General features: G+C 59.8%; 27 protein-coding genes and 1 other annotated feature. Of the genes, 8 read left to right on the top strand and 19 right to left on the bottom strand.

Features of this window, described 5'->3' with window-relative positions:
* Positions 1 to 2: 2 nt before the first annotated feature.
* Genes AB5Y73_RS14880 through nqrM form a run of 7 tightly spaced genes read left to right on the top strand, consistent with a single transcriptional unit; the run spans position 3 to position 5,766 of the window.
* Positions 3 to 1,232 carry an NADH:ubiquinone reductase (Na(+)-transporting) subunit B gene (locus AB5Y73_RS14880; RefSeq protein WP_005338642.1) on the top strand — a complete coding sequence of 410 codons (1,230 nt, stop codon included), beginning with the start codon at positions 3 to 5 and terminating at the stop codon, positions 1,230 to 1,232.
* The gene (locus tag AB5Y73_RS14875) at positions 1,222 to 2,010 is read left to right on the top strand and encodes a Na(+)-translocating NADH-quinone reductase subunit C (RefSeq protein ID WP_005349682.1); all 789 of its coding nucleotides are present in this window, start codon (positions 1,222 to 1,224) and stop codon (positions 2,008 to 2,010) included. The genes AB5Y73_RS14880 and AB5Y73_RS14875 overlap by 11 nt, the downstream gene beginning before the upstream one ends.
* Positions 2,003 to 2,635 carry an NADH:ubiquinone reductase (Na(+)-transporting) subunit D gene (locus AB5Y73_RS14870; protein ID WP_005338644.1) on the top strand — a complete coding sequence of 211 codons (633 nt, stop codon included), beginning with the start codon at positions 2,003 to 2,005 and terminating at the stop codon, positions 2,633 to 2,635. The genes AB5Y73_RS14875 and AB5Y73_RS14870 overlap by 8 nt, the downstream gene beginning before the upstream one ends.
* Before the next feature lie 3 nt (positions 2,636 to 2,638).
* Positions 2,639 to 3,235, top strand: coding sequence for an NADH:ubiquinone reductase (Na(+)-transporting) subunit E (gene nqrE / locus AB5Y73_RS14865; RefSeq protein ID WP_005338645.1), 597 nt, complete (start codon positions 2,639 to 2,641; stop codon positions 3,233 to 3,235).
* Between the two features lie 32 nt (positions 3,236 to 3,267).
* Positions 3,268 to 4,491, top strand: coding sequence for an NADH:ubiquinone reductase (Na(+)-transporting) subunit F (nqrF, locus tag AB5Y73_RS14860; RefSeq protein WP_005338656.1), 1,224 nt, complete (start codon positions 3,268 to 3,270; stop codon positions 4,489 to 4,491).
* 3 nt (positions 4,492 to 4,494) lie between these two features.
* Positions 4,495 to 5,532 (top strand): FAD:protein FMN transferase, encoded by a 1,038-nt coding sequence (locus AB5Y73_RS14855; RefSeq protein ID WP_107682463.1) that lies wholly within the window; start codon positions 4,495 to 4,497, stop codon positions 5,530 to 5,532.
* Positions 5,533 to 5,541: 9 nt separating this feature from the next.
* Positions 5,542 to 5,766: a (Na+)-NQR maturation NqrM gene (nqrM, locus tag AB5Y73_RS14850; RefSeq protein WP_005338668.1), complete on the top strand. Its 225-nt coding sequence runs from the start codon at positions 5,542 to 5,544 to the stop codon at positions 5,764 to 5,766.
* 73 nt (positions 5,767 to 5,839) lie between these two features.
* Here the strand turns inward: nqrM and AB5Y73_RS14845 are convergent, their stop codons facing one another.
* From AB5Y73_RS14845 to AB5Y73_RS14765, 17 genes are all read right to left on the bottom strand, one after another.
* Positions 5,840 to 6,379 (bottom strand): DUF3833 domain-containing protein, encoded by a 540-nt coding sequence (locus AB5Y73_RS14845; protein ID WP_181497534.1) that lies wholly within the window; start codon positions 6,377 to 6,379, stop codon positions 5,840 to 5,842.
* Between the two features lie 14 nt (positions 6,380 to 6,393).
* A complete protein-coding gene (locus AB5Y73_RS14840; protein ID WP_181294855.1) occupies positions 6,394 to 6,936 on the bottom strand; it encodes a chalcone isomerase family protein in 543 nt (180 codons plus the stop codon).
* Positions 6,893 to 7,114 (bottom strand): TIGR02450 family Trp-rich protein, encoded by a 222-nt coding sequence (locus AB5Y73_RS14835; protein WP_005338671.1) that lies wholly within the window; start codon positions 7,112 to 7,114, stop codon positions 6,893 to 6,895. Before AB5Y73_RS14835 ends, AB5Y73_RS14840 begins: the two co-directional genes overlap by 44 nt.
* Positions 7,111 to 7,587, bottom strand: a complete 477-nt coding sequence (locus tag AB5Y73_RS14830; protein WP_118854231.1) for a DUF2878 domain-containing protein — start codon at positions 7,585 to 7,587, stop codon at positions 7,111 to 7,113. Before AB5Y73_RS14830 ends, AB5Y73_RS14835 begins: the two co-directional genes overlap by 4 nt.
* Positions 7,588 to 7,589: 2 nt before the next feature.
* Positions 7,590 to 8,846, bottom strand: a complete 1,257-nt coding sequence (locus AB5Y73_RS14825) for a cyclopropane-fatty-acyl-phospholipid synthase family protein (RefSeq protein WP_107682465.1) — start codon at positions 8,844 to 8,846, stop codon at positions 7,590 to 7,592.
* Positions 8,846 to 9,628, bottom strand: a complete 783-nt coding sequence (locus AB5Y73_RS14820) for a DUF1365 domain-containing protein (RefSeq protein ID WP_107682466.1) — start codon at positions 9,626 to 9,628, stop codon at positions 8,846 to 8,848. The genes AB5Y73_RS14825 and AB5Y73_RS14820 overlap by 1 nt, the downstream gene beginning before the upstream one ends.
* Positions 9,625 to 10,884 carry an NAD(P)/FAD-dependent oxidoreductase gene (locus tag AB5Y73_RS14815; RefSeq protein ID WP_368148168.1) on the bottom strand — a complete coding sequence of 420 codons (1,260 nt, stop codon included), beginning with the start codon at positions 10,882 to 10,884 and terminating at the stop codon, positions 9,625 to 9,627. The genes AB5Y73_RS14820 and AB5Y73_RS14815 overlap by 4 nt, the downstream gene beginning before the upstream one ends.
* A complete protein-coding gene (locus AB5Y73_RS14810) occupies positions 10,881 to 11,615 on the bottom strand; it encodes an SDR family NAD(P)-dependent oxidoreductase (protein ID WP_118854232.1) in 735 nt (244 codons plus the stop codon). The genes AB5Y73_RS14815 and AB5Y73_RS14810 overlap by 4 nt, the downstream gene beginning before the upstream one ends.
* Positions 11,612 to 12,040 carry a nuclear transport factor 2 family protein gene (locus AB5Y73_RS14805; protein ID WP_107682469.1) on the bottom strand — a complete coding sequence of 143 codons (429 nt, stop codon included), beginning with the start codon at positions 12,038 to 12,040 and terminating at the stop codon, positions 11,612 to 11,614. Before AB5Y73_RS14805 ends, AB5Y73_RS14810 begins: the two co-directional genes overlap by 4 nt.
* Before the next feature lies 1 nt (position 12,041).
* Positions 12,042 to 13,463 (bottom strand): deoxyribodipyrimidine photo-lyase, encoded by a 1,422-nt coding sequence (gene phrB / locus AB5Y73_RS14800; protein WP_107682470.1) that lies wholly within the window; start codon positions 13,461 to 13,463, stop codon positions 12,042 to 12,044.
* On the bottom strand, positions 13,460 to 14,347 hold the full coding sequence (locus tag AB5Y73_RS14795; protein WP_107682471.1) for a MerR family transcriptional regulator: 888 nt from the start codon (positions 14,345 to 14,347) through the stop codon (positions 13,460 to 13,462). The genes phrB and AB5Y73_RS14795 overlap by 4 nt, the downstream gene beginning before the upstream one ends.
* 69 nt (positions 14,348 to 14,416) lie before the next feature.
* On the bottom strand, positions 14,417 to 15,364 hold the full coding sequence (locus AB5Y73_RS14790) for a DUF523 and DUF1722 domain-containing protein (protein WP_181497536.1): 948 nt from the start codon (positions 15,362 to 15,364) through the stop codon (positions 14,417 to 14,419).
* 180 nt (positions 15,365 to 15,544) lie between these two features.
* Positions 15,545 to 16,192, bottom strand: coding sequence for an autotransporter (locus AB5Y73_RS14785; RefSeq protein WP_181497537.1), 648 nt, complete (start codon positions 16,190 to 16,192; stop codon positions 15,545 to 15,547).
* A gap of 189 nt (positions 16,193 to 16,381) precedes the next feature.
* A complete protein-coding gene (locus AB5Y73_RS14780; protein WP_107682474.1) occupies positions 16,382 to 16,954 on the bottom strand; it encodes a DUF3157 family protein in 573 nt (190 codons plus the stop codon).
* A gap of 106 nt (positions 16,955 to 17,060) precedes the next feature.
* A complete protein-coding gene (locus AB5Y73_RS14775) occupies positions 17,061 to 17,897 on the bottom strand; it encodes a hypothetical protein (RefSeq protein WP_279499303.1) in 837 nt (278 codons plus the stop codon).
* A 79-nt stretch (positions 17,898 to 17,976) separates the two neighbouring features.
* Positions 17,977 to 18,255 carry a DUF6482 family protein gene (locus AB5Y73_RS14770; protein ID WP_005338699.1) on the bottom strand — a complete coding sequence of 93 codons (279 nt, stop codon included), beginning with the start codon at positions 18,253 to 18,255 and terminating at the stop codon, positions 17,977 to 17,979.
* A gap of 18 nt (positions 18,256 to 18,273) precedes the next feature.
* A complete protein-coding gene (locus AB5Y73_RS14765; RefSeq protein ID WP_107682475.1) occupies positions 18,274 to 18,885 on the bottom strand; it encodes an HAD family phosphatase in 612 nt (203 codons plus the stop codon).
* Positions 18,886 to 19,055: 170 nt separating this feature from the next.
* Positions 19,056 to 19,177: a sequence feature (Phe leader region), on the top strand.
* A 38-nt stretch (positions 19,178 to 19,215) separates the two neighbouring features.
* On the opposite strand from AB5Y73_RS14765, the gene pheA reads away from it, so the two are divergent.
* A complete protein-coding gene (gene pheA / locus AB5Y73_RS14760; RefSeq protein ID WP_107682476.1) occupies positions 19,216 to 20,388 on the top strand; it encodes a prephenate dehydratase in 1,173 nt (390 codons plus the stop codon).
* Between the two features lie 77 nt (positions 20,389 to 20,465).
* Here pheA and AB5Y73_RS14755 read toward each other — a convergent pair whose 3' ends face one another.
* Entirely contained in the window at positions 20,466 to 20,891 is a 426-nt protein-coding gene (locus tag AB5Y73_RS14755) for an LPP20 family lipoprotein (RefSeq protein WP_005349622.1), read from the bottom strand.
* Positions 20,892 to 20,901: 10 nt separating this feature from the next.
* Positions 20,902 to 21,522 carry a FlgO family outer membrane protein gene (locus AB5Y73_RS14750; protein ID WP_005338718.1) on the bottom strand — a complete coding sequence of 207 codons (621 nt, stop codon included), beginning with the start codon at positions 21,520 to 21,522 and terminating at the stop codon, positions 20,902 to 20,904.
* Between the last annotated feature and the right edge of the window lie 3 nt (positions 21,523 to 21,525).

Below are 21,525 nucleotides of genomic sequence, written 5' to 3'. Positions count from 1 at the left end.
CGATGAGTTTCAAGCAACTTCTTGAAAATATGGAACACCACTTCGAACCGGGTGGAAAGTACGCCAAGTACTATGCCCTGTTCGAAGCGGCGTACACCCTGTTCTACACCCCGGGTAGCGTTACCCGCAACGCCTCCCACGTTCGTGATGCGCTCGATCTGAAGCGCATGATGATCATGGTGTGGCTGGCCGTGTTCCCGGCCATGTTCTGGGGCATGTACAACGTTGGTAACCAGGCGATTGCCGCCATTGCCCACATGGGCTCGGCTGCTGGTGCCAGCAGCTGGCAATATGCCCTGGCTACCATGCTGGGCGCCTCCCTCGATCCGGCTGTAGCCGGTATCGGCAGCAAGATGCTGATCGGCGCCACCCACTTCTTCCCGATCTACATCACCGTCTTCTTTGTCGGTGGTTTCTGGGAAGTGCTGTTCGCCATGGTGCGCAAACACGAGATCAACGAAGGCTTCTTCGTAACCTCAATTCTGTTTGCCCTGATCGTGCCGCCCGAGCTGCCCCTGTGGCAAGCTGCGCTGGGTATCACCTTCGGTGTGGTGATGGCCAAAGAGGTGTTCGGTGGTACCGGCAAGAACTTCCTGAACCCGGCGCTTGCTGGTCGTGCGTTCCTGTTCTTCGCCTACCCGGGCCAGATCTCCGGTGACGCCGTGTGGGTTGCCGTTGACGGCTTCTCCGGCGCGACTGCCCTGAGCCAGTGGGCCCAAGGCGGCCAGATGGCGCTGATCAACGGTGCAACCGGCCAGGCTATCAGCTGGATGGACGCTTTCCTGGGTAACCTGCCGGGTTCCATCGGTGAAGTCTCTACCCTGATGATCCTGCTGGGTGCGGCCATGATCGTCTACATGCGCATCGCCTCCTGGCGCATCATCGCCGGCGTGATGATCGGTATGATCGCCACCTCCCTGCTGTTCAACGTCATCGGTTCCGATACCAACCCCATGTTCAACATGCCGTGGCACTGGCATCTGGTACTGGGTGGCTTCGCCTTCGGTATGGCCTTCATGGCAACCGACCCTGTCTCCGCAGCCTTTACCAACAAAGGCAAGTGGTGGTACGGCGCCCTGATCGGCGTAATGGTCGTGCTGGTTCGCGTGGTCAACCCTGCGTTTCCGGAAGGCATGATGCTGGCCATTCTGTTTGCGAACCTGTTTGCTCCCCTGTTTGACCACTTCGTCGCTCAGGCAAACATCAAGCGGAGGATTGCTCGTGGCGTTTAATAAAGATTCAACCCTCGGCACCGTCAGCGTGGTCACCGGCCTGTGTCTGGCCTGTTCCATCGTGGTATCCGTTGCCGCCGTGGGCCTGCGTTCTACCCAGCAGGAAAACAAGGCGCTGGACAAGCAGAGCAACATTCTCGCCGTAGCCGGTGTGGATGTGAGCGAAGTGGCCAAACGCGACCTGGCCAAACTGTACGGCGAGAAGATCGAAGCCCGTCTGGTGGATCTGGCGACCGGTGACTTTGTTGACGGCGATGCCGACAACTTCGACACCAAGCTGGCAGCCAAAGATCCGGCCCGCAGCATCCGTCTTGCCGCCGCTGACGACAAGGCCAGCCTGCGTCAGATCTCCAAGCAGATCCCGGTATTCTTCGCCAAGGATGCCGAAGGCAAGATCGACAGCATCATCCTGCCCATCTACGGTCAGGGTCTGTGGTCGACCATGTATGCCTTCGTCGCCGTTGCCGCTGATGGCCAGACCATCAAGGGCATCACCTACTATGACCACGGTGAAACCCCGGGTCTGGGTGGCGAGATCGAAAACCCGGCCTGGCAGGCGCTGTTCAAGGACAAGAAACTGTTCGACCAGAATGGCATGCCGGCGCTGCGCGTCATCAAGGGCCATGCTCCGGCGGGCTCCGAGCACGAGATCGATGGTCTCTCCGGTGCCACTCTGACCGGTAACGGCGTACAGCATACCTTCGACTTCTGGATGGGTCCCAAGGGCTTCGGTCCTTTCCTGGCCAAGGTTCGTGCAGGAGAAATCAACAATGGCTGACAAGAGCGAAATGAAGAAGTTGCTGTTGACGCCTGTGCTGGGCAACAACCCCATCGCCTTGCAGGTGCTGGGCGTCTGTTCTGCACTGGCGGTTACCAGCCAGATGAAGACAGCGTTTGTAATGACCCTCGCGGTCATGGCGGTCACCGCCTTCTCAAACCTGTTCATCTCCCTGATCCGCAACCAGATCCCGAACAGCGTCCGGATCATCGTGCAGATGGCGATCATCGCCTCACTGGTTATCGTGGTTGACCAGGTGCTCAAGGCGTACGCCTATGACATCTCCAAGCAACTGTCGGTCTTCGTGGGTCTGATCATCACCAACTGTATCGTAATGGGCCGCGCTGAAGCATACGCCATGAAGAGTGCCCCGCTGCCCTCCTTCCTGGATGGTATCGGCAACGGTCTGGGCTATGGTGCCATTCTGCTGAGTGTCGCGACCGTGCGTGAACTGCTGGGCTCCGGCACCTGGTTCGGCATCGAGCTGCTGCCGCTGGTGAACAACGGTGGCTGGTATGTGCCCAACGGCCTGCTGCTGCTGCCGCCGAGTGCATTCTTCATCATTGGTCTGATCATTTGGGGCGTTCGCACCAAGGATCCCAAGCAGGTGGAGGCGAAGGATTAAGGTATGGAACACTATCTGAGTCTGTTGATTAAATCGATCTTCATCGAAAACCTGGCACTCTCCTTCTTCCTGGGGATGTGTACCTTCTTGGCGGTGTCCAAGAAGGTAAAGACCTCCATGGGTCTTGGTATTGCCGTTATTGTGGTGCAGACCATCGCGGTTCCTGCCAACAACCTGATCTACAACTACGTGCTTAAAGATGGCGCTCTGGTATCCGGTCTGGATCTGAGCTTCCTGAGCTTCATCACCTTCATCGGTGTGATTGCAGCACTGGTACAGATCCTGGAGATGGCGCTGGACAAGTACTTCCCGGCACTCTACAACGCGCTGGGTATCTTCCTGCCGCTCATCACCGTGAACTGCGCCATCTTCGGTGGCGTCTCCTTCATGGTGCAGCGTGACTACAACTTCATGGAGTCTGTGGTCTACGGTGTGGGTTCAGGGGCAGGCTGGATGCTGGCGATCGTTGCGCTGGCTGGTATCCGCGAGAAGATGAAGTATTCCGATGTTCCGGAAGGCCTGCGCGGTCTGGGCATCACCTTCATCACCGCCGGTCTGATGGCGCTGGGCTTCATGTCCTTCTCTGGTATCTCCCTGTAATCGGCTTTCCTGCAATCAGAAAGGAACGATAGATGGAAATTATTTTGGGTGTGGTCATGTTTACCGTGATCCTGCTGGCACTGGTGGCAGTCATTCTGTTCGCCAAGTCCAAGCTGGTGACCGCGGGCGACGTGACAATCAGCATCAATGGTGACCCGGCCAAGGCTGTGACCAGCCCGGCCGGTGGCAAGCTGCTCGGCGTGCTGGCTGGCAGCGGTATCTTCGTCTCCTCCGCCTGTGGCGGCGGTGGCTCCTGCGGCCAGTGCAAGGTACGGGTGAAATCCGGTGGCGGCGACATTCTGCCGACCGAACTGGATCACATCAGCAAGGGCGAAGCCCGTCATGGCGAGCGCCTGGCCTGTCAGGTTACCGTTCGCTCCGACATGGATATCGAACTGCCGGAAGAGATCTTCGGGGTGAAGAAGTGGGAATGTACTGTTATCTCTAACGATAACAAGGCCACCTTCATCAAGGAGCTCAAGCTGCAGATCCCCGATGGCGAGAGCGTACCGTTCCGCGCCGGTGGTTATATCCAGATTGAAGCCCCGGCTCACCACGTGCACTACAAGAACTTCGATATTCCCGAGGAGTATCGCGGTGACTGGGATCGCTTCAAGATTTTTGAGCTGGAGTCCAAGGTCGATGAGCCGATCATCCGTGCCTACTCCATGGCCAACTATCCGGAAGAGTTCGGCATCATCATGCTGAACGTGCGTATCGCGACCCCGCCCCCGAGCAACTGGACTGCCCCTCCGGGACAGATGTCCTCCTACATCTTCAGCCTGAAGGCTGGCGACAAGGTGACTATCTCCGGTCCATTCGGTGAGTTCTTCGCCAAAGACACCGATGCCGAAATGGTATTCATCGGTGGTGGTGCAGGTATGGCGCCAATGCGTTCCCATATCTTTGACCAGCTGCGTCGCCTGAAGTCCAAGCGCAAGATGAGCTTCTGGTACGGTGCCCGTTCCAAGCGCGAAATGTTCTATGTCGAAGACTTTGACATGCTCGCCGCAGAGAACGAGAACTTCACCTGGAACGTCGCCCTGTCTGATCCGCAACCGGAAGACAACTGGGACGGCTACACCGGCTTCATCCACAACGTGCTCTACGAGAACTATCTCAAGAACCACGAAGCACCGGAAGATTGCGAGTTCTACATGTGTGGACCTCCGGTGATGAACGCTGCCGTCATCAACATGCTCAAAGACTTGGGCGTTGAAGACGAAAACATCCTGTTGGATGACTTTGGTGGTTAATCCATGCACAGTGTTGTAAAGACCTGGCTAGCCTTCGGGCTAGCCTTTTTCTTGACTGGGTGCGGTCAGGAGACGGTCCAATCCAAACCGGAGATCCACATCACCGGCAGCACCATGGGCACTTATTACTCCATCAAGGTGGCGGACAGCGCCATCAACGATCCGGCCAAGCTTCAAGCTGAGGTGGATGTGTTGCTGGAGCGGGTCAACGATCAGATGTCGACCTATCGCCCCGATTCCGAACTGTCGCGCTTCAACCAGAGCCGTGACAACAAACCGGTAGTGGTCTCCCGCGATACCGCACGGGTCGTCACAGAGGCCATTCACATTGGCCGTGAGAGCCAGGGGGCGCTGGACGTCACCGTTGGCCCCTTGGTCAATCTGTGGGGCTTTGGCCCGGACAAGAAGCCGACCAAGGTCCCTTCCGACGAGCTGATCACCCAGACTCGCCAGAAGACCGGTCTGGGCAACCTGCACGTCATCACCTCGGTAGATGCCGACACCCTGCAAAAAGATATTCCGGACCTCTACGTCGATCTCTCCGCCATCGCCAAGGGCTTTGGTGTGGACAAGGTAGCCGAGTATCTGGAGTCACTGGGTGCGCGTAACTATCTGGTGGAGATTGGCGGCGAGCTGCGGATCAATGGCGTCAACGGCAAGGGTCACCCCTGGCGCGTGGCCATCGAGAAGCCCACCGCAGGCACCGGCACGGTGCAAGAGGTGATCGTGCCCGGTGACAATGGGGTAGCCACCTCCGGCGATTACCGCAACTACTATGAACTGGATGGTCAGCGCTTCTCCCACACCATAGATCCGCGCAGCGGCAAGCCGATTCAGCACCGTCTGGTGTCGGTCACCGTGATCCACCCCTCCTGCATGACCGCAGACGGGCTGGCCACCGTGTTTATGGTGATGGGGACCGAGAAAAGCCTGGCCTATGCCAACGAGCGCGGCCTGGCGATCTTCGTGATCACCAAGACGGACAACGGCTTTGAAGAGGCTTACTCCGATGCCTTCAAGCCCTATCTGGTCAAGAAGTAAGAGGTAGAGATGCAGATTTTTCTGATCACCTTCGGGGTATTCATGCTGGTGATAGCCGCCATGGCTATCGGTTACATCTTCCAGAAGAAGACCATCTCCGGCTCCTGTGGCGGTCTGGGTAGCGTCGGCATCGAGAAAGAGTGCGATTGCCCGGAACCCTGCGACAACCGCAAGAAGAAGATGGCCAAGGAAGAGGCCCGTCGCAAGATGCTGGAAGAGAACCGCATCATCTGATGACTCTGGTTTTTCGGTAAACAAAAGCGCGCCATCGGCGCGCTTTTTACTGGCCGTTATCTTGCGTTAACGGTCAGGGCTGACGTTCGATATAGAGGATCACTTCACCCAGATGGATACCGAACTTGCTGATCTCGGCACGATTGATCAGACGATCTTCGTCCAGCAGGTACATCCAGTCATCGAAGCTCACCCGCACAACCTCGCCATCCGGTAGCGCCAGATCGAGCTGATAACGCCAGTTGAGGGCGAACCCTTCGCTTTTACCCACCGCCTCTCCCACCACATCGGAAGCAGTACCTCGCCAGTGACCGTCAACCCCCTTGCTCAGATACCAGGTACGGGTCTGCTGGCGGCCATCGTCAAAGTAGAACTGCTCGAACAGCTCTCCCTTGCCATCCTTCCAACGACCCACCATCTCGACCCGAAAGCGACTGGTCACTTCGCCGCTGCGGTCGGTTACCAGGCCGTGAGCCACTAATTTACCGTTGAAGAAACGGGCGAGATCCCAGTTTGGCCCCTGCCCCCGATAGTCATCGAGACTGGCACCACAGCCGCTCAGCAGCAAAAAAGGGAGCAACAGCAACCAGCGGTATGCACGATAGAAAAACATTGGAAACTCCATGTTCAGGGTTGGCCACGCAGGCGGCGGGTAAGGGCGGGATCGCGGCTGTTGTCAGCCAGCCAGATGGCGAGAAAAGCGGCCGAGAATTGCGGATCGGCCAGAGTGCCGAGGGGTTTTTCTTGCCACCAGAAGTGGCCTGCCCCGCCCTTGTCGACATAGAAGGTGAGCTTCTCGCCTGCCTGCACATCGGGCCAGAGTGCAGCGAGCTGGCCGAGCCAGCGCTGACGCTCGGCGTCAGAGCCAAGACCGAGTCGCTGCCACTCGGCAGCAGTGGCGCTCAGCAGATCTTCCCGCTCGATGGCTCTGGCATAGGTGAGGGTCAGGGCCTGCGGATAGTGACCGGGCTGATAGTGCCCGCTTTCACTGTAGAGGGTGGCATCGTAGAGCTTGAACCAGAGCCAGTTCATCTCCCCCTGCCCGACCGGGCGCAGCTGCTGCCAGGGGGAGGCAGAAGCCTGCACTTCGGTTGCAGCAAAGAGCGTAAACGCCAGCAGTAGCGGGTTAATTCCACCCCATATGCCAGTGATTGGGGTCTTCCAGTTCATGCCAGTCCATCTCCTGTTCCTGCAGGGTGTTGATATCCTGCATCACCACCTGCACCAGCTGCCCCTGCGCATCCCGCTGGCAGGCAACCACCAGATAGAAGCGATCAGTCAGCTCATGCTGGCTCTCTTTGGTCCATTTGGAAAAAAGCAACGAGTCGGTCGAAAAGGTGTTTGTCATGACTCACCCTCCAGCTTGACCATTACCCACAGGAGTACGGGTAACCACCACATCCAGATCACTGCCAGCAGCGCCGAACTGATCCAGATGCCCCAAGGTAAGTTTACTGCCCCCATGGCAGCCCCCGCCACATAGGAGGAGGCACCGCCAAATACGCCAAACAGCGCCTGCTGCCAGCGAGGCAAGCGCAGCAGCCAGCGCATACCGTGGGCCAGCGTCAGGGCAAAACCGAGCCAGAGCAGTACCAGCCAGAGGGGAAAACCGGACGGGAACCGGAACAGGCCGAGCTGCCAGAACAGGACATCCAGCAGACAGCCAGCAACCGCGATGGGGAGCAGCCGCCAGTCACGCTGGCGGCTGGGTGAGAAGAGAAAGTGCAGCAGCAAGATTGCCAGCAGCGGGCCCGGCTGCTGCCACTTCACCGCCAGCAACCAGTAGAGGTTGAACCCCAGCAGGTGAGCCCACTGCCACATGGTCAGTGACCGCTTACTGGCACATCACCCGACCAGCCAGCAGGCCCCGGCTTGGCGGCCTCCAGCTGCACCAGACTGATGGTGCGCTCCCAGAATCCCCCCTCGCAATAGGCGAAGTAGAAGTGCCACAGCCGGATGAAATCCTGGCTGTAACCGAGCTTGGGCAGCTCGGGCGCCAGCGCCAGAAACCGCTCGCACCAGTGAGCCAACGTGCGGGCATAGTGATGGCCGTGATCATGCAGCCGCACCAGCTGCATGTCGGTCTCCCGCGCCAACAGCCCCGCCATCTGGGAGACGCTCGGCAGGCAACCACCGGGGAAGATGTAGCGCTGGATGAAATCGACTCCGCGCAGATACTGGGCATGGCGCTGATCGGCGATGGTGATGGCCTGAATCAGCAGTCGGCCACCGGGCTTGAGCAACCGTGACAACTGGCGGAAATAGTCGGGCAGGAAGGCGTGGCCTACCGCCTCGATCATCTCGATGGAGACCAGCTTGTCATAGGTGCCCTCCAGCTTGCGGTAATCCTCCAGCAGCAAGGTGATGCGATCCCCCAGCCCCTCCCGCGCAATCCACTCCTTGGCGTAGTCATGCTGGGCCCGGGAGATGGTCGTGGTGGTCACCCGGCAGCCATAGTGGCGGGCGGCATAGACAGCAAGGCCGCCCCAGCCGGTGCCGATCTCCAGCAGATGATCGTCAGGCCCTAACTCGAGCCGCTCGCAGATGGTGCGCAGCTTGGCCTGCTGCCCCTCTTCCAGAGTGGCATCGGCGCTCGGGTAGATGGCGCTCGAGTACTGCATATGGCTGTCGAGAAAACCCTGATATAGGGTATTGCCGAGATCGTAGTGGGCGGCGATGTTGGAGCGCGAACCGGTCAAGGTATTGCGCTTGAGCCAGTGGCGCACCTTGTTGAACGGGAAACTGAGCCAACCGAGGCGCCGCTCGAGGGAGTCAAGCAGGGTCAGGTTGCGGGCCAGCAGCCGCACCAGCGCCACCGGATCCGGGCTGGTCCAGAGCCCCTCCACCCAGGTTTCTCCGGCGGCAATACTGCCCCCCAGCAACAGGCGACGATAGAAGGCAGGATCCTGCACTATCAGCTCGGCATGCAGATCGGTGCCCGCAACGCCAAAGCTGTGGCGCTCACCGCCATCCCGCAGCAGCAGCTGGCCATGTTCGAGGCGACCCAGCAGATTGAGCAGCAGTTGTCTTGCCCCCTTGTCGATGAAAGAGGCAGAGAGGGTTGATTGAGCAAGTTCCATTAGCGGCTCTCCGGATGGGTAAAAATCGGGGTTCGTTTTATAAATAGACGCAGTGCCTGCCAGTAGATCCCGAGCAGCACCTTCATGGTCATCCAGGGCCAGCGGGCCAGCAGGGCCACCAACCCCTTGCGCGACAAGGGTTCGCGAGTGAGCGCCAGGGTGGCGTCAAACAGCTTGGCTTCACCGGATACGGGATGACTCTCGATATGGATCAGAGTCTCCTGCGCGGGCGGCCTGATCCGCCAGTGATAACGCATCGCCAGCCCCATAAAGGGGGAGACGTGAAAATCCTTGTCATGGGGGGCCAGCGCCGCCAGATCCAGCAGGTAGTAGTGACGCTCGTTCCAGGGAGTGTTCGACACCTCTGCCAGCAGATAGCGCGCCTCGCCCTGCCGGTAGCAGAAGTAGAAGTTGACCGGGCTGAAGTAGAACCCCAAACAGCGCACATTACCGAGCAGCAGTACCCGCCCATCGGGCTCGGCATCGCCACCCAGATCGCTCACCTTCTGCCACACCGCCTGCTTGAGGCTTCCCTCACTCCCCTTGAGATAGTCATGGCGGTGAAACGAGAGCAGCCCCGAGCGATCCACACCGAACCAGCGCCCCTGATCGAGCTGTGGCAGCTCGTCGAGATCCAGTCCCAGCATAAAGAGGCTGTAGGAGAAGGTGTGAGCCCGCGGTGCAAAACGGCGGTGGCGCACCGAGCCCTGCCAGATGGCGCTGATGACGCCAGCCAGTTCGTCTGTACGCTCATGTTCGGTGGCCACGGTGGCGCCGTTCATAGCTCGGCTCCGAAGCGCCTGGCGACATCCAGCGCGCTGCGCACCCCATCCTCATGGAAGCCGTTGTACCAGTAGGCACCACAGAAGTGGGTGTGCTGCTGGCCGCAGATCTCCGCGCGCCGCTGCTGGGCGGCAATAGAGGCCTGATTGAACACCGGATGGTGGTAGACGAAGCGACGCAGCACCTTGCTCTCATCCACCTTGCCCTTGGGATTGAGGCTGACGCAGAAAGGCTCCGGCGAGTTCACCCCCTGCAGGATGTTCATGTTGTAGCTCACCAGCGGCCTCGCCTCGTCGTTGCCATCGAGCTGATAGTTCCAGCTGGCCCATGCCTTGCGGCGGGTGGGCAGGCCGCGAGCATCGGTATGGAGCCAGACATCGTTGGCCTGATAGGGCATGTCGCCGAGAATAGCCTGCTCCCGCTCGCCGGGATCCGCCAGCAGCGCCAGCGCCTGATCGCTGTGGCAGGCGAAGATCACCTCGTCAAACCGCTCCTCGCCGTAACTGCTCTGGATCACCACGCCATCCGCGTCCCGCCGTACGCTCTGCACCGGACAGGCGAGGCGGATCTGCGACTGCCAACCCGCGGTAAGGGGGCCGATATATTCCCGCGAGCCACCCGGGATCACGTACCACTGAGGGCGATTGGCCACATCCAGCAGGCCATGGTTGGCAAAAAAGCGCAGGAAGAAGCCAAGGGGGAAGGCGCGCATATCGGCCAGGGTCGATGACCAGATCGCCGCTCCCATCGGCAAGATGTAGTGGCGGGCGAAGTAGTCACTAAACTCCCCCGCCAGCAAAAAATCCCCCAGGGTCAGCTCGGGACCAGCCCCCTGATGCTGACCATCCGCCAGCCAGGCCCGCGCCTCGCGGTTGAACCGCAAAATCTCGGCGACGAAGCCGTAGAAACGGGGGCTCAACAGATTGCTGCGCTGGGCAAACAGGGTGTCGAGATTGTGGCCGTTATACTCCAGCCCCTCCGGGCTCTTCACCGAGAAGCTCATCTCGGCCGGTTGCCGCGCCATGCCGATCCGTGCCAGCAACTTCAAGAAGTTGGGGTAGGTGCGATCATTGAAGACGATAAAGCCGGTGTCGATGGCATAGCTGCGACCAGCCTGATTCACATCGACAGTGGCGGTGTGACCGCCCAGAGTCGGCGCCGCCTCGAACAGGGTGATGTCATGGAGTTTGTGGAGCAGAAAACCGGCGGTGAGCCCCGAGATCCCTGAACCGACGATGGCGATCTTTTTCTTCATGAATGGCTTCCTTTCGATACGAGTGCGCGGCCAAGGCGCAGCCAGAGCCCCACCGGCAGCGCACCAAGCAGGCGCAGCAACCAGATGAAACGGCGGGGAAAGTGGATCTGGTGACGACCAGCGGTCAGCCCGTCCATGATGGCGCGGGAGGCCTGCTCCACCGTCACCAGACAGGGCATGGGAAAATCATTTTTGGCGGTCAGCGGCGTCTGGACAAAGCCGGGGCGGATCAGGGTCACCCCGATCCCTTTGCTGGCCAAATCGAGGCGCAAGGTATCTGCCAGATAGTCGAGGGCCGCCTTGGAGGCGCCATAGGCCTCGGCTCGCGGCAGTGGCAGCCAGCTCACCGACGAGCTGACGATGGCCAGCCGTGACCCAGCCCCGAGCAACGGCAAGAAGGCGGCCAAAGCATGGCCGGTAGCGGTCAGATTGGTGTCGATGACACGGGCAAACAGCTCGCTGTCAAACCCATCGCCGACATCCATGTACTCGCAGTTGCCTGCGTTGAGGATCAGCAGGTCGAGGGATGGCAGCGTAGCAGCTACCCCGCTCATCACGGCCAGATCCCGGGCATCGAACTGCAGCGGCGTGATGCCAGCAAGCCCCAGCTCCTGCAGCCGTTCACCATCGCGACCACAACCCCACACCTGCCAGCCTGCCCGCCGGTAATCGAGCGCCAACTGGCGACCGATGCCGGAAGTCGCGCCGGTAATGAGCACCCGGCCGCTCATGCGCCGAGTCTCCCCTTGATGGCGCGAACCACGGGCCCGAGCAGCGGCAACTGCTCGTAGAGCATGGCGCCCAGATCAAAATAGTCCCGGTGCTGGCACACCTTGCCCGCCTCGTCGAACTCGAGGCGGGTGGCCCCCTCCACCGTCACCGGCTCACCACCTCGCAAGCTGGGGTGCGAGAAGGTCATGGTCCAGCCGAGCCAGGCCTGCGGCCCCTGTTGCTGCTGACTGGTAATGACGAAGCGACAGTAGGCGAGGCGCTGATAGAGGGCGGCAAAATAGTCGCCAAGGGCCACCAGCCCCTCGATGCGATGAGCCGGGTCGGTAAAGACCACCTGTTCGGCATAGACCTCGGGCAAGCGGTGCAACTGCTGTTTGTCCAGTTGCTGATAGAGGCCAATAAAGCGGGCCAGCGGCTCGTTCATCCTATTTCTCCAGAGAGCGAAACATCTCGATGGCTCTCACCCGGGCAACGGCGTGATCCACCATGGGTGCCGGATAATCCTGTCGCCCCTTGAGCCGCAGCCAGTCGTGGGGCTGATGCACATAAGCGGCGGGAATATCGGCCAGTTCAGTTACCCAGGTACGGATAAACTCCCCTTGTGGATCAAATCGTTGCCCCTGAGTGGTGGGGTTGAAGACCCGAAAGTAGGGCGCCGCGTCGGCGCCGGTGCCCGCTGCCCACTGCCAGCCGCCGTTGTTGGCCGCCAGATCTCCATCGATGAGCCGACTCATGAAGTAATCCTCCCCGAGCCGCCAGTGGATATGGAGATCCTTGGTGAGAAAGCTCGCCACTATCATCCGCAGCCGGTTATGCATCCAGCCGGTGGCATTGAGACAGCGCATCGCCGCATCGACGATGGGGTAACCGGTACGCCCCTCGCACCAGGCGGCGAAGGCATCCGGATCCCAGCTCCACGGCAGCGCTGCGGTCTCCTGTTTGAAGGGGCGATTCATGGAGAGGGTCGGGATCAGCACCAGCAGGTGGCGATAGAACTCACGCCAGATAAGTTCGTTGAGCCAGACAAAGCCGGGCTGAGCCTTGGACTGGGGCCGATAGCCAAGCCGCTGCTGGAGCGCCGCCACGCACTGACGGGGGCTGATGATGCCCGCCGCCAGATAGGGGGAAAGCACGGACGTGCCCGCGATGGCAGGAAAATCACGAGTCTCCCCATAGTCGAGCACTGCCTGCTCCAGAAAATCGTTCAAACGACGCAGAGCTTCCGCCTCCCCCACTGGCCAGCGTGGATCAGCCATCAGCTCGCCGAGCGCTTCATCAACCCACTCCCGCTCGGCCAGCGGTAACCAAGGCAAGGGCTCGCCACGGCGCGCTGGGGCACGGTGAATGACAAACCCCTCCTCATCGAGTGCCTTGAGCCAGGCGCGGCTGAAAGGGGTGAAGACCTTGAACATCTCACCCGAGCCGGTCAGCACCCGCCCCGGCGGCAATACGCAACAACCGTTGAGCCAGTGACAGCTCACCGCCTGCTCAGCCAGCGCGGCGCTGACGGCGTGATCGCGGCGCTGCTCGTCGATCTCGATAGCCTGATTGGCATAGAGCTGGGTCACCCCCTGCTCGCGGCAGAGGCCTGCCAACGCTACGGGCACCTCGGCAAAGGTCTCCACTCGCAGCAGATGGAGCGGAATGCCGAGGGCCGCCAGCTCGCGGCCCAGCACATCGACCTGCGCCAACATAAAGCGCTGACGAATCGGCGCCATTTTGTGCTGCCGCCACTGGGTGGGAGAGATGATAAAGAGCGCGGCCACTGGCTCATCACCGGCGCAGGCATGCCGTAACGCAGGGTTGTCGGCAAGGCGCAGATCGTTGCGAAACCAGACCAGTTTCATGACTTTTTCCTCCCGCGTCCGCTGGTGCCAGCAGCATCTGGGGCATCCGCCATCAGCTCGGCAAGGCTCGCCTGCCAGCCATGGGCTTTAAGCCACTCATCGTCGTAGAGGCGCCCCAGTTCGCCAAACAGGCGTGTGCCTGCGGGCCACCCGGCGGCCAGCTCCTGTTTGCCAAGCCCGGCCCCCAGCAGCACCAGCCAGGGAGTGGCCGCACGTCCTTCCAGCAGGCTGGCATGGCGCGGCTCCACCGCCCCCAGCAGTTGCACCTCATAGCCCTGACCGCTCAGCTCGTAGGCGGCCCAGACCAGATCGAGGGGGCCGACTTGCCCCCAACTCGCCAGCGTGATCGGCACACCCTTCTCCTGCTCGATCAGGTGGCGGGCGAAGCGGGTATGGAGCCAGCCCAGCCACACCTGTTGCAGCAGCTCGCCATCGGGCCGCTCGCGCCACAGCCCCAGCAGCCGCTCCACCAGCGGTTGCAGTATCCGGCTGCGCACCAGCTCGAACGGGTAGCTCGCCAGCAGATCGTTGAGCTCAGCCTCCGCCTTGCGCTGGTTGAAGGCGAGCAGCGCCTGACTGAACTGCTCCAGAGTTTGCTGCCAGTGATCGCTCACCGGCGCGGAATGAGGTTCGCTCAAGAGCCCCTTCACCTGCCCGATACTCACTCCCCGCTCCAGCCAGCTCAGGATCTCGCCGATTTGGCGGATATCCTGCTCGCTGTAGAGGCGGTGGCCCTTTTCGGTGCGGGCCGGTTGCACCAGACCGTAGCGGCGCTGCCAGGCGCGCAGGGTCACGGCGTTGACGCCGGTGAGGCGGGAGACCTCGCGAATGGGGTAGATCCCCTCATCAGCCAGAGGAGCAACTTCTTGCGATAAATCAGACATGACAACGTCCATCAAACAGAAGGGTGAAGTGCCCCAGCGCGAGGCCTGCACCGGGGCAACAGAACGGATTCAGAGCCCGTAACGCAATTTCAGCGTATCGGGGTGCGGATTGAGATAAACCTGCTCGGCGAGATAGGGGTTGGGGTACTCGCGCAGGTAGTGGCGGATCAGGGTGAGCGGCACCAGCAAGGGGAATATGCCGGTGCGGTACTTGTCGATGGTATCGGCAAGCTCTTGCTTCTGGGCCGGGGTCAGCACTCGCTTGAAGTAGCCCTGCAGGTGCATCAGCACATTGGTATGGCTGCGCCGATTGGCCCGCAGGGTCAGCGCCGTCATCAATCCCTTGATGTAGTTGTCGGCCACCTCCTGCAAATTGGTGGACTTGCCCAGATTGCCGAGCATCTTGCCAAGAGCCCGGTAGTGGGTGGTGGCGTGGGAGAGCACCAGATACTTGTAGCGGGAGTGGAAGCGGATCAGCGCAGAGGCGGTAATGCCGCGGGCGCAGAGCTGCTGCCAGTCGTGGTAGGCGAAGACCCTCAGTACGAAGTTCTCCCGCAGGATGGGGTCGCACAGACGGCCATCTTCCTCTACCGGCAGCAGGGGGTTGACCTCCATCAACGCCTTGGCAAAGAGGCCAATCCCCTCCTTGGCGCTCCCCTCGTTGTTGGCGCCATAGACCTTGACCCGCTCCATGCCACAGCTGGGTGATTTGGCACAGAGGATATAACCGGAGATAAAGTCGAGCTGGCGCGCTTTCTGCTCGCTGAAGGCAATCAGCTTTTCGGTGACATCGAAGCTACCGTTGCTCGCCTCGGCGCGGATCTCGCCGTTGCGCTTGACCAGCCGGATGGCGGCGCGAGGCGCCCCTAGACCAATGGCCATCTCGGGACAGACGGGGTGATAGTCAAAGTGAGCGCCAAGATCCCGTTCGCAGAAGCTGGAGCGCTTGTGGCCCCCATCGAAACGTACCTCTTGTCCCAGCAGGCAGGCACTGATACCGACTTTAATCTTGTACATGATGACGCTCCTTGTATAAGCATTGATTCAGTTATAGCAGTTATACAAAAAAATGAAAGTTGTATAACTATTTGCGACTAATACGACACCAGGAGAAAAAAGGGATCACCGGAAAAAGAAAAAACCCATGGCGAACGCCATGGGTAAAAAACAAGACACTACGGACTACGGGAAGGAAAATTAGAAGCTGTACTTCACACCCAGGCTGGAGATGGAACCTTTTTGCAGATCCCAGTTGCGATAGGTGTAATCGGCTGTCAGTGCCCAGTTCTGGTTGAGCTTGTAGGCACCGCCCACCTTGAAGTCGTGCATATCATCGGTCATGTTGGCGTAGCGGTAGGCAGTGGAGAGCTCGACATTACCGATGTCATAGCGCAGACCCACTTCACCGTACATGCTGCCGCTGCTCTTGCGGCTCATCAGATCCCAGCCCTTAACGTCATACGCCTGCTCGCGTTCCATGGTGTAACCCATCAGACCGGTTTCACCGTAGAGGCTCAGGCCAGTGCTAAGCGGGGTGAAAACACCGATACCCAGGCTGCCGATACCCATGCTGTCATTGCCGTGCTGGGCAGAGGTGCCCTCGGAGAGCAGACGACCATAGAAGTTGTTGGAGAACGATTTGGAGAGATCCAGCGTCACACCGCCAAAATCACGAGTGCCCTGATTGCTGGCATCACGGGGGAACAGCGGGTTGTTGTTCAGATAGTCGGATTTGGTGTGCGCCCAGGTGGCGGAACCCTTGGCGTAGCTGAAGGCATCCTGCGCCATGACGGAAGTAGAGGCAAACCCGGCCAGAACCAGAAGAGAGACAGTTGCTTTTTTCATGATGATAACTCCATGTGATTGGGCCCGTTGCTAGCGAGCTGGTATGGAGTCATTGTGCGATCAGGTTCCCGGCTTGCCGAGCTGCAAGCTGTTGCAGAACCATGTCAGATGTAAGCAGATATTGCAGGGGGTGTCAGCGGCAACAAGTTGCCGGCCCACACGGTTTGCATGGGCCGGAACAACGCCAAATCAGCGGAAGACCACCTCGTCAATTTCAACCCGCACCAGTGGTTGACCGGTCAATCCGGCAGGGCGGGGGATCTCGAGGGCCAGCGACGGACGGGCTTGCCCCTTGCGCAGATAGGTCTCCGGCAGGCGGTTCTCGGCAACCCAGAAGCGGGCCTCATGACGGCTCAGCTGCACCCCGTCAGCACTGAACAGGGTCACCATGCCACGCACCCCGACTACATTGCGGGTACCGGTATTGCTCACCATAAAGGTCAGCACCAGCGGGTCAGATCCCTCGATCTTGTCGAGCTTGACCACCACACCGTCACGCGCCATCTGGGCAAGCAGGTCCGGATTGGCCTTGGCCTGATCGGTCAACACCGGGGCCGCGACGGCCACCACGGCCCCAGCCTTCCCATCGGCAGCCACGCCCTGCACAGGCTCGGCCGGTTTGACCACCAGATACTCCCAGGTGAAGTCGTCGTTGAGCTGAACCTGCCGGCCATCGGGCAGCGTCACCTGAGAAAGAGGGGCAGCCTGCGCCAATACGGGGGAGAGGCACAGGGCAATCAGCAGACGGGAGAAGGGTTTCATAGGGCGAAGCTCGGTAACGGGTGAAAGGGCGACAGTATAAACAGTCCCGTCGCCCCTTGCCTATGACAGCACTCACGTTCTGGCACCCGCATCGCTTGCCCGCAGGCTAGATGGCGAGATCGTGCCGCTCTTTCTGTGCCATATCTAGGGTCACCAGATCGAACTTGCTCCCCTTGAGGGCAGACAAAATATCCGATTGCATATCAAATGCCTGCGCACGCTGATGCTCGGGCAGACGCACCCGGGCCAGGGTGGTGGAGCAGTCGCACAGGGTATGGAAAAAGACCTGTGCCTCGTCCAGACCCATGTCGGCCAGCATCTGCTCGGCCTGATCCACCATTCGCAGATAACGCTGCTCAAGCTGCCGTGGATTGGTGAAGCGATTGCTGAGGCAACCGTTGCTCCCCTTGCCCCAACGACCGAGCTGACGCTTGTTGAAGCCGTAACGATAATCGCGGCGCATCAATCCGTTGTCGGCAAAAAACCAGATTGAGTTGGCAGGCAGAGACCCGAACTGGGCAAGATAATCATCACGCTCCTCCACCGCTGCCGGAACCAGCAACGGCAAATGAGCCCATTCCGGACGAGTCTGCGCATACTCACCAATGCGGCGAACCGGGTCGATCAGCCCTTCAATATTTGGCAGGCGATCGCAAAAGACGATCTCGTCACTCTTGATGACCCAGTGATCGATGCCATAACGCTGGCAATAACGGCGGGCACGGGCCACTTCGCTACGACTGCGGGTCGGATTATCGAGGGTAATTGCGTGGATTTTCACACCGGCAGCGCGGCACAGCTCGATGCTGTAGCAGGATTCCAACCGTCCCGAAAAAGAGACAACCAGCTCGTCAAAACTTGCCAGTCGCTCAATCAGCAGCTGTTCCCTGGCTTGAAAAGAGTGATCATATCCCTGATTCAGTACAACTACATTGGCACCCATTAAACAGCTCCGGATGATGAACAGGTGCAGTATTGTGCGGCAAACAAACTGAATAGACCCTTAAAGAGTCTGGTTAAAATTAAAACTTGATGATTATTTCCTGTGATTCTGCTGCTAAATCTTCATTTTGGGCGTCATAAATTCGTAATCTTGCTTGGTGAACCCGATGGGCTCGCAAGAAACCCTGCGCCTGATCCAGCGAGGTGAAAGTCAGGCGCCCTCCCTCGCTGTCAGTCAGGCAGAGGCACTCTCCTTCTGCCTCAACACAGAGCTGATAACCGCTGCCATCCTTGCAGGCGATGATCAGGGTCGCCTCGGGATAGTGACTGAGCCAATTGCGAAACCGGCCATGCTCCATAGTGCTCCTACAGGGGCATCACCCCTTGCCGGCGGCGGGCAAACAGCCCAGCTCACCCAGTTGATGACGACAACTCGCCGCGTCGGTAAAGACGATCCCCCTGATACCGAGGGCCTCGGCGGCCGCGATGTTGGCGGGACTGTCATCGATGAAGATGCACTCTGCCGGTTTCAGATCGAACGACACCAGCAGATAGCGATAGATATCCGGCTCCGGCTTCATCATCCGCACCCGCGCCGACACCACCTTGCCGCTAAAGAAGCGCCAGAAATCCTGATGCTGCTCCAGCCAGTCGATGCTGGCATGACCCATGTTGGAGAGGGCATACAAGGTGTGCCCCGCCCCGTGCAGATCGGCTATCAGGGTTAGCATAGCGGGATCTGGCAGCAGGGAGGCGGGAACTGCCTGTAAAATGGCCAGATTCTGTGCCGCCGAGAGGCCAGTGCGCGCTTGCGCTTCCCGGGCCATGGTGTGGAGCGACATGGTGCCTCTGTCTACCTCCAGCCAGTCCGGGTGGTTAAAGAGCTGCTCGGCCAACTGTTCGGCCCCTTGCGGGCCACGCACGGAACGCACTATGCCTACCGGATCCCAGCTCACCACCACCCGTCCCAGATCGAAAATAATCGCCATCGTCTTTACCTCCCCCACGGGGTTTCAGTCATTAAAACAGAGTCAATAGAACATCGCTCATACACCATTTTCTTAACCGGATACCCTGCCCCCATCCCCGCCCGCGGGCAAGTTTTACTTGCATCAGACCGGCAAATCCCTTAATGGTTATGACGTTACTTCAAGGACACACCTATGCACGCACCATTCTTCTTTGCTTTCTCGTTTATCCGGCCCGCTTGAGGGAAGGCCTGTCGTCGTGTGAACAGAAAGCAAAGACGAATCGAGCCTCCCCTAGCGGAGGCTTTTTTTTGCATTAATATCAATCGATTACTTGGATAGGGAACAATCATGGCAACGCTCGACGAGATCAGACAAGACATCACCCGGTTGGATCAGGAGCTGCTTGCCCTGCTGGCGAAACGCAAGACCCTCAGCATCGAGGTCGCCCGTGCCAAGCAAGCCAACCCGCGCCCCATCCGTGACCACCAGCGTGAGCAGGAGCTGCTGGTCGCCCTGATCCAGAAAGGGCGCGCGCTTGGGTTGGATGCCCAGTACATCACCCGTATCTATCACACCATCATCGAAGACTCTGTGCTCTCCCAGCAGGCCTATCTGCAGAGCCTGCTCAACCCGGAGCAGCAGGAGCCGATGACCAGCGTCGCCTATCTGGGGCCGCGCGGTTCCTACTCCAGCCTGGCCGCCCGCAAATATCTGGCGCGCTACAAGGATCAGGTGATCGAGGTGAACTGCCAGAACTTCCGCGAAGTGCTGGATGCCGTGGAGTCAGGCCGCGCCGCCTTCGGTGTGCTGCCCATCGAGAACACCAGCTCGGGCTCCATCAACGAAGTCTATGACGTGATGCAGCACACCAGCCTCTCCATCGTCGGCGAGCTCACCTACCCCATCGAGCACTGCATCCTCACCGCCGTACCGACCGAGCTTGGCCGCATCAAGACCTTCTATGCCCACCCGCAGGTGTTCCAGCAGTGCTCCCACTATCTGAGCAAGCTGGAAGGGGCGCGTCACGAGATCTGCGACTCCTCCTCCAGCGCCATGATGAAGGTGAAAGAGCTGGCCAGCCCGGAGGCCGCCGCCATCGGCAGCGCCGCCGGTGGCGAACTGTATGGCTTGGACGTGCTGGCAGAGCAGCTCGCCAACCAGAAAGAGAACTACAGCCGCTTCATCGTGGTGGCGCGCAAACCCATCGACGTGGCACCGCAGATCCCGGCCAAGACCACCCTCATCATGTCCACCTCCCAGAAGCCGGGTTCGCTGGTCGAGGCGCTGCTGGTACTACGCAGCCACGAGATCAACATGACTAAGCTGGAGTCCCGTCCGGTGCAGGGCAACCCGTGGGAAGAGATGTTCTACCTCGATGTCTCCGCCAACCTGCAGACCCCGGCGATGCAGGCCGCACTGGTGGAACTGACCAAGATCACCCGCTATATCAAGGTGCTGGGCTGCTACCCGAGCGAGGATGTGAAACCTACCGCAGTGCCGCCGGTGCTGATGGGGAGCTAACCAGCCCACGACGACAAAAGGCGAGCACCCTGCTCGCCTTTTGTTTTGATGCCGGTTTTCACGGCAAGCCCATCAACTCAGAACTGACCGGCCATCAGCTGGTTGATGTTGTAGAGGGCACGGGTATCGAGCTCCATCTCGGTGGCATAGGTATTGCCGCGCGGATAGGAGGCAACCACCCGGGCACCACGCACCACACCGGCGACCGACACATCCAGCGAGTTGGAGGTCTGGGTCAGGTCACGATAGCTGCTCTGGCCGCGCACCTGCTGACCATTGAGCTGCTCGGCCAGCTCGCGATATGCATCCATCTTGGAAGCGCGAATGGCTTGCAGCATCTTCTCCGACTGGGAGGGGCCGGGCTGGATGTCGATCACCGCATAGCCCACCGCCTTGAGCACCGGAAAATCATCGGGCTTGCCACCCTGGGTGTAATCCACCACCCGGTTGTAGCTGCAACCGGTGAGCAAGAGTGCCAACAGGCAACCAAAAAGGATCTTCATGACTCGCTCCTCACGGGGTCAGGTTGACCAGATGACCGCCCGGCCGGGCCTGACTGTCACGCATCAGATAACCGCGATTGATCGATGCCCGACCAAACGAATTGTTGGCACCGAACAGATATTTTTGCGGGATCAGGCTCTGGGCCGTGGTCTCCACCATCTTGGTGCGCATGTCGATAACGCGGGCATTGACCAAAATTCCCTTGCTGTTGCGGCTGAAGGTGCCGACCAGAATGCGGGAGATCGGCAAACGGGAAGAGAGCTCCTTGTAGTTTCGGCTCAACACGAAGTCCCCCTGCGGCGTCACCTTGATACTGCCGGTCAGCTTGAAGTCCACCACCACCTCGCCGCGACGGTTGAGCTCGTAGATAAAGCTCTCCTCAATCTGCTGCCCCATCCAGTTGGTATCCTGCAGGGTGTCGAGATCAACGAAAGAGGCCACCGCGATAGGCTCGGTCAGGGTGGTCAGCGATTTGCGCTCCATCAGCTGATCGGTCATGCGCGCCACCAGCCAGTTGAGTTCCATCCCCTGCGCCGCCTGGCGGGGGTCACCCTGATCCCGATTGATAGGGTCGGAGCCACACCCGGTCAATGCCAGGGCAAGCGCCAACGCCGTGATGAGTTTGTTCATGGA

Source organism: Aeromonas sp. s7(2024) (assembly GCF_040907825.1).
GTDB lineage: Bacteria > Pseudomonadota > Gammaproteobacteria > Enterobacterales > Aeromonadaceae > Aeromonas > Aeromonas veronii.
Note: the sequence above shows the minus strand (reverse complement) of the source record. Positions and strands in the feature narration are given on the sequence as shown.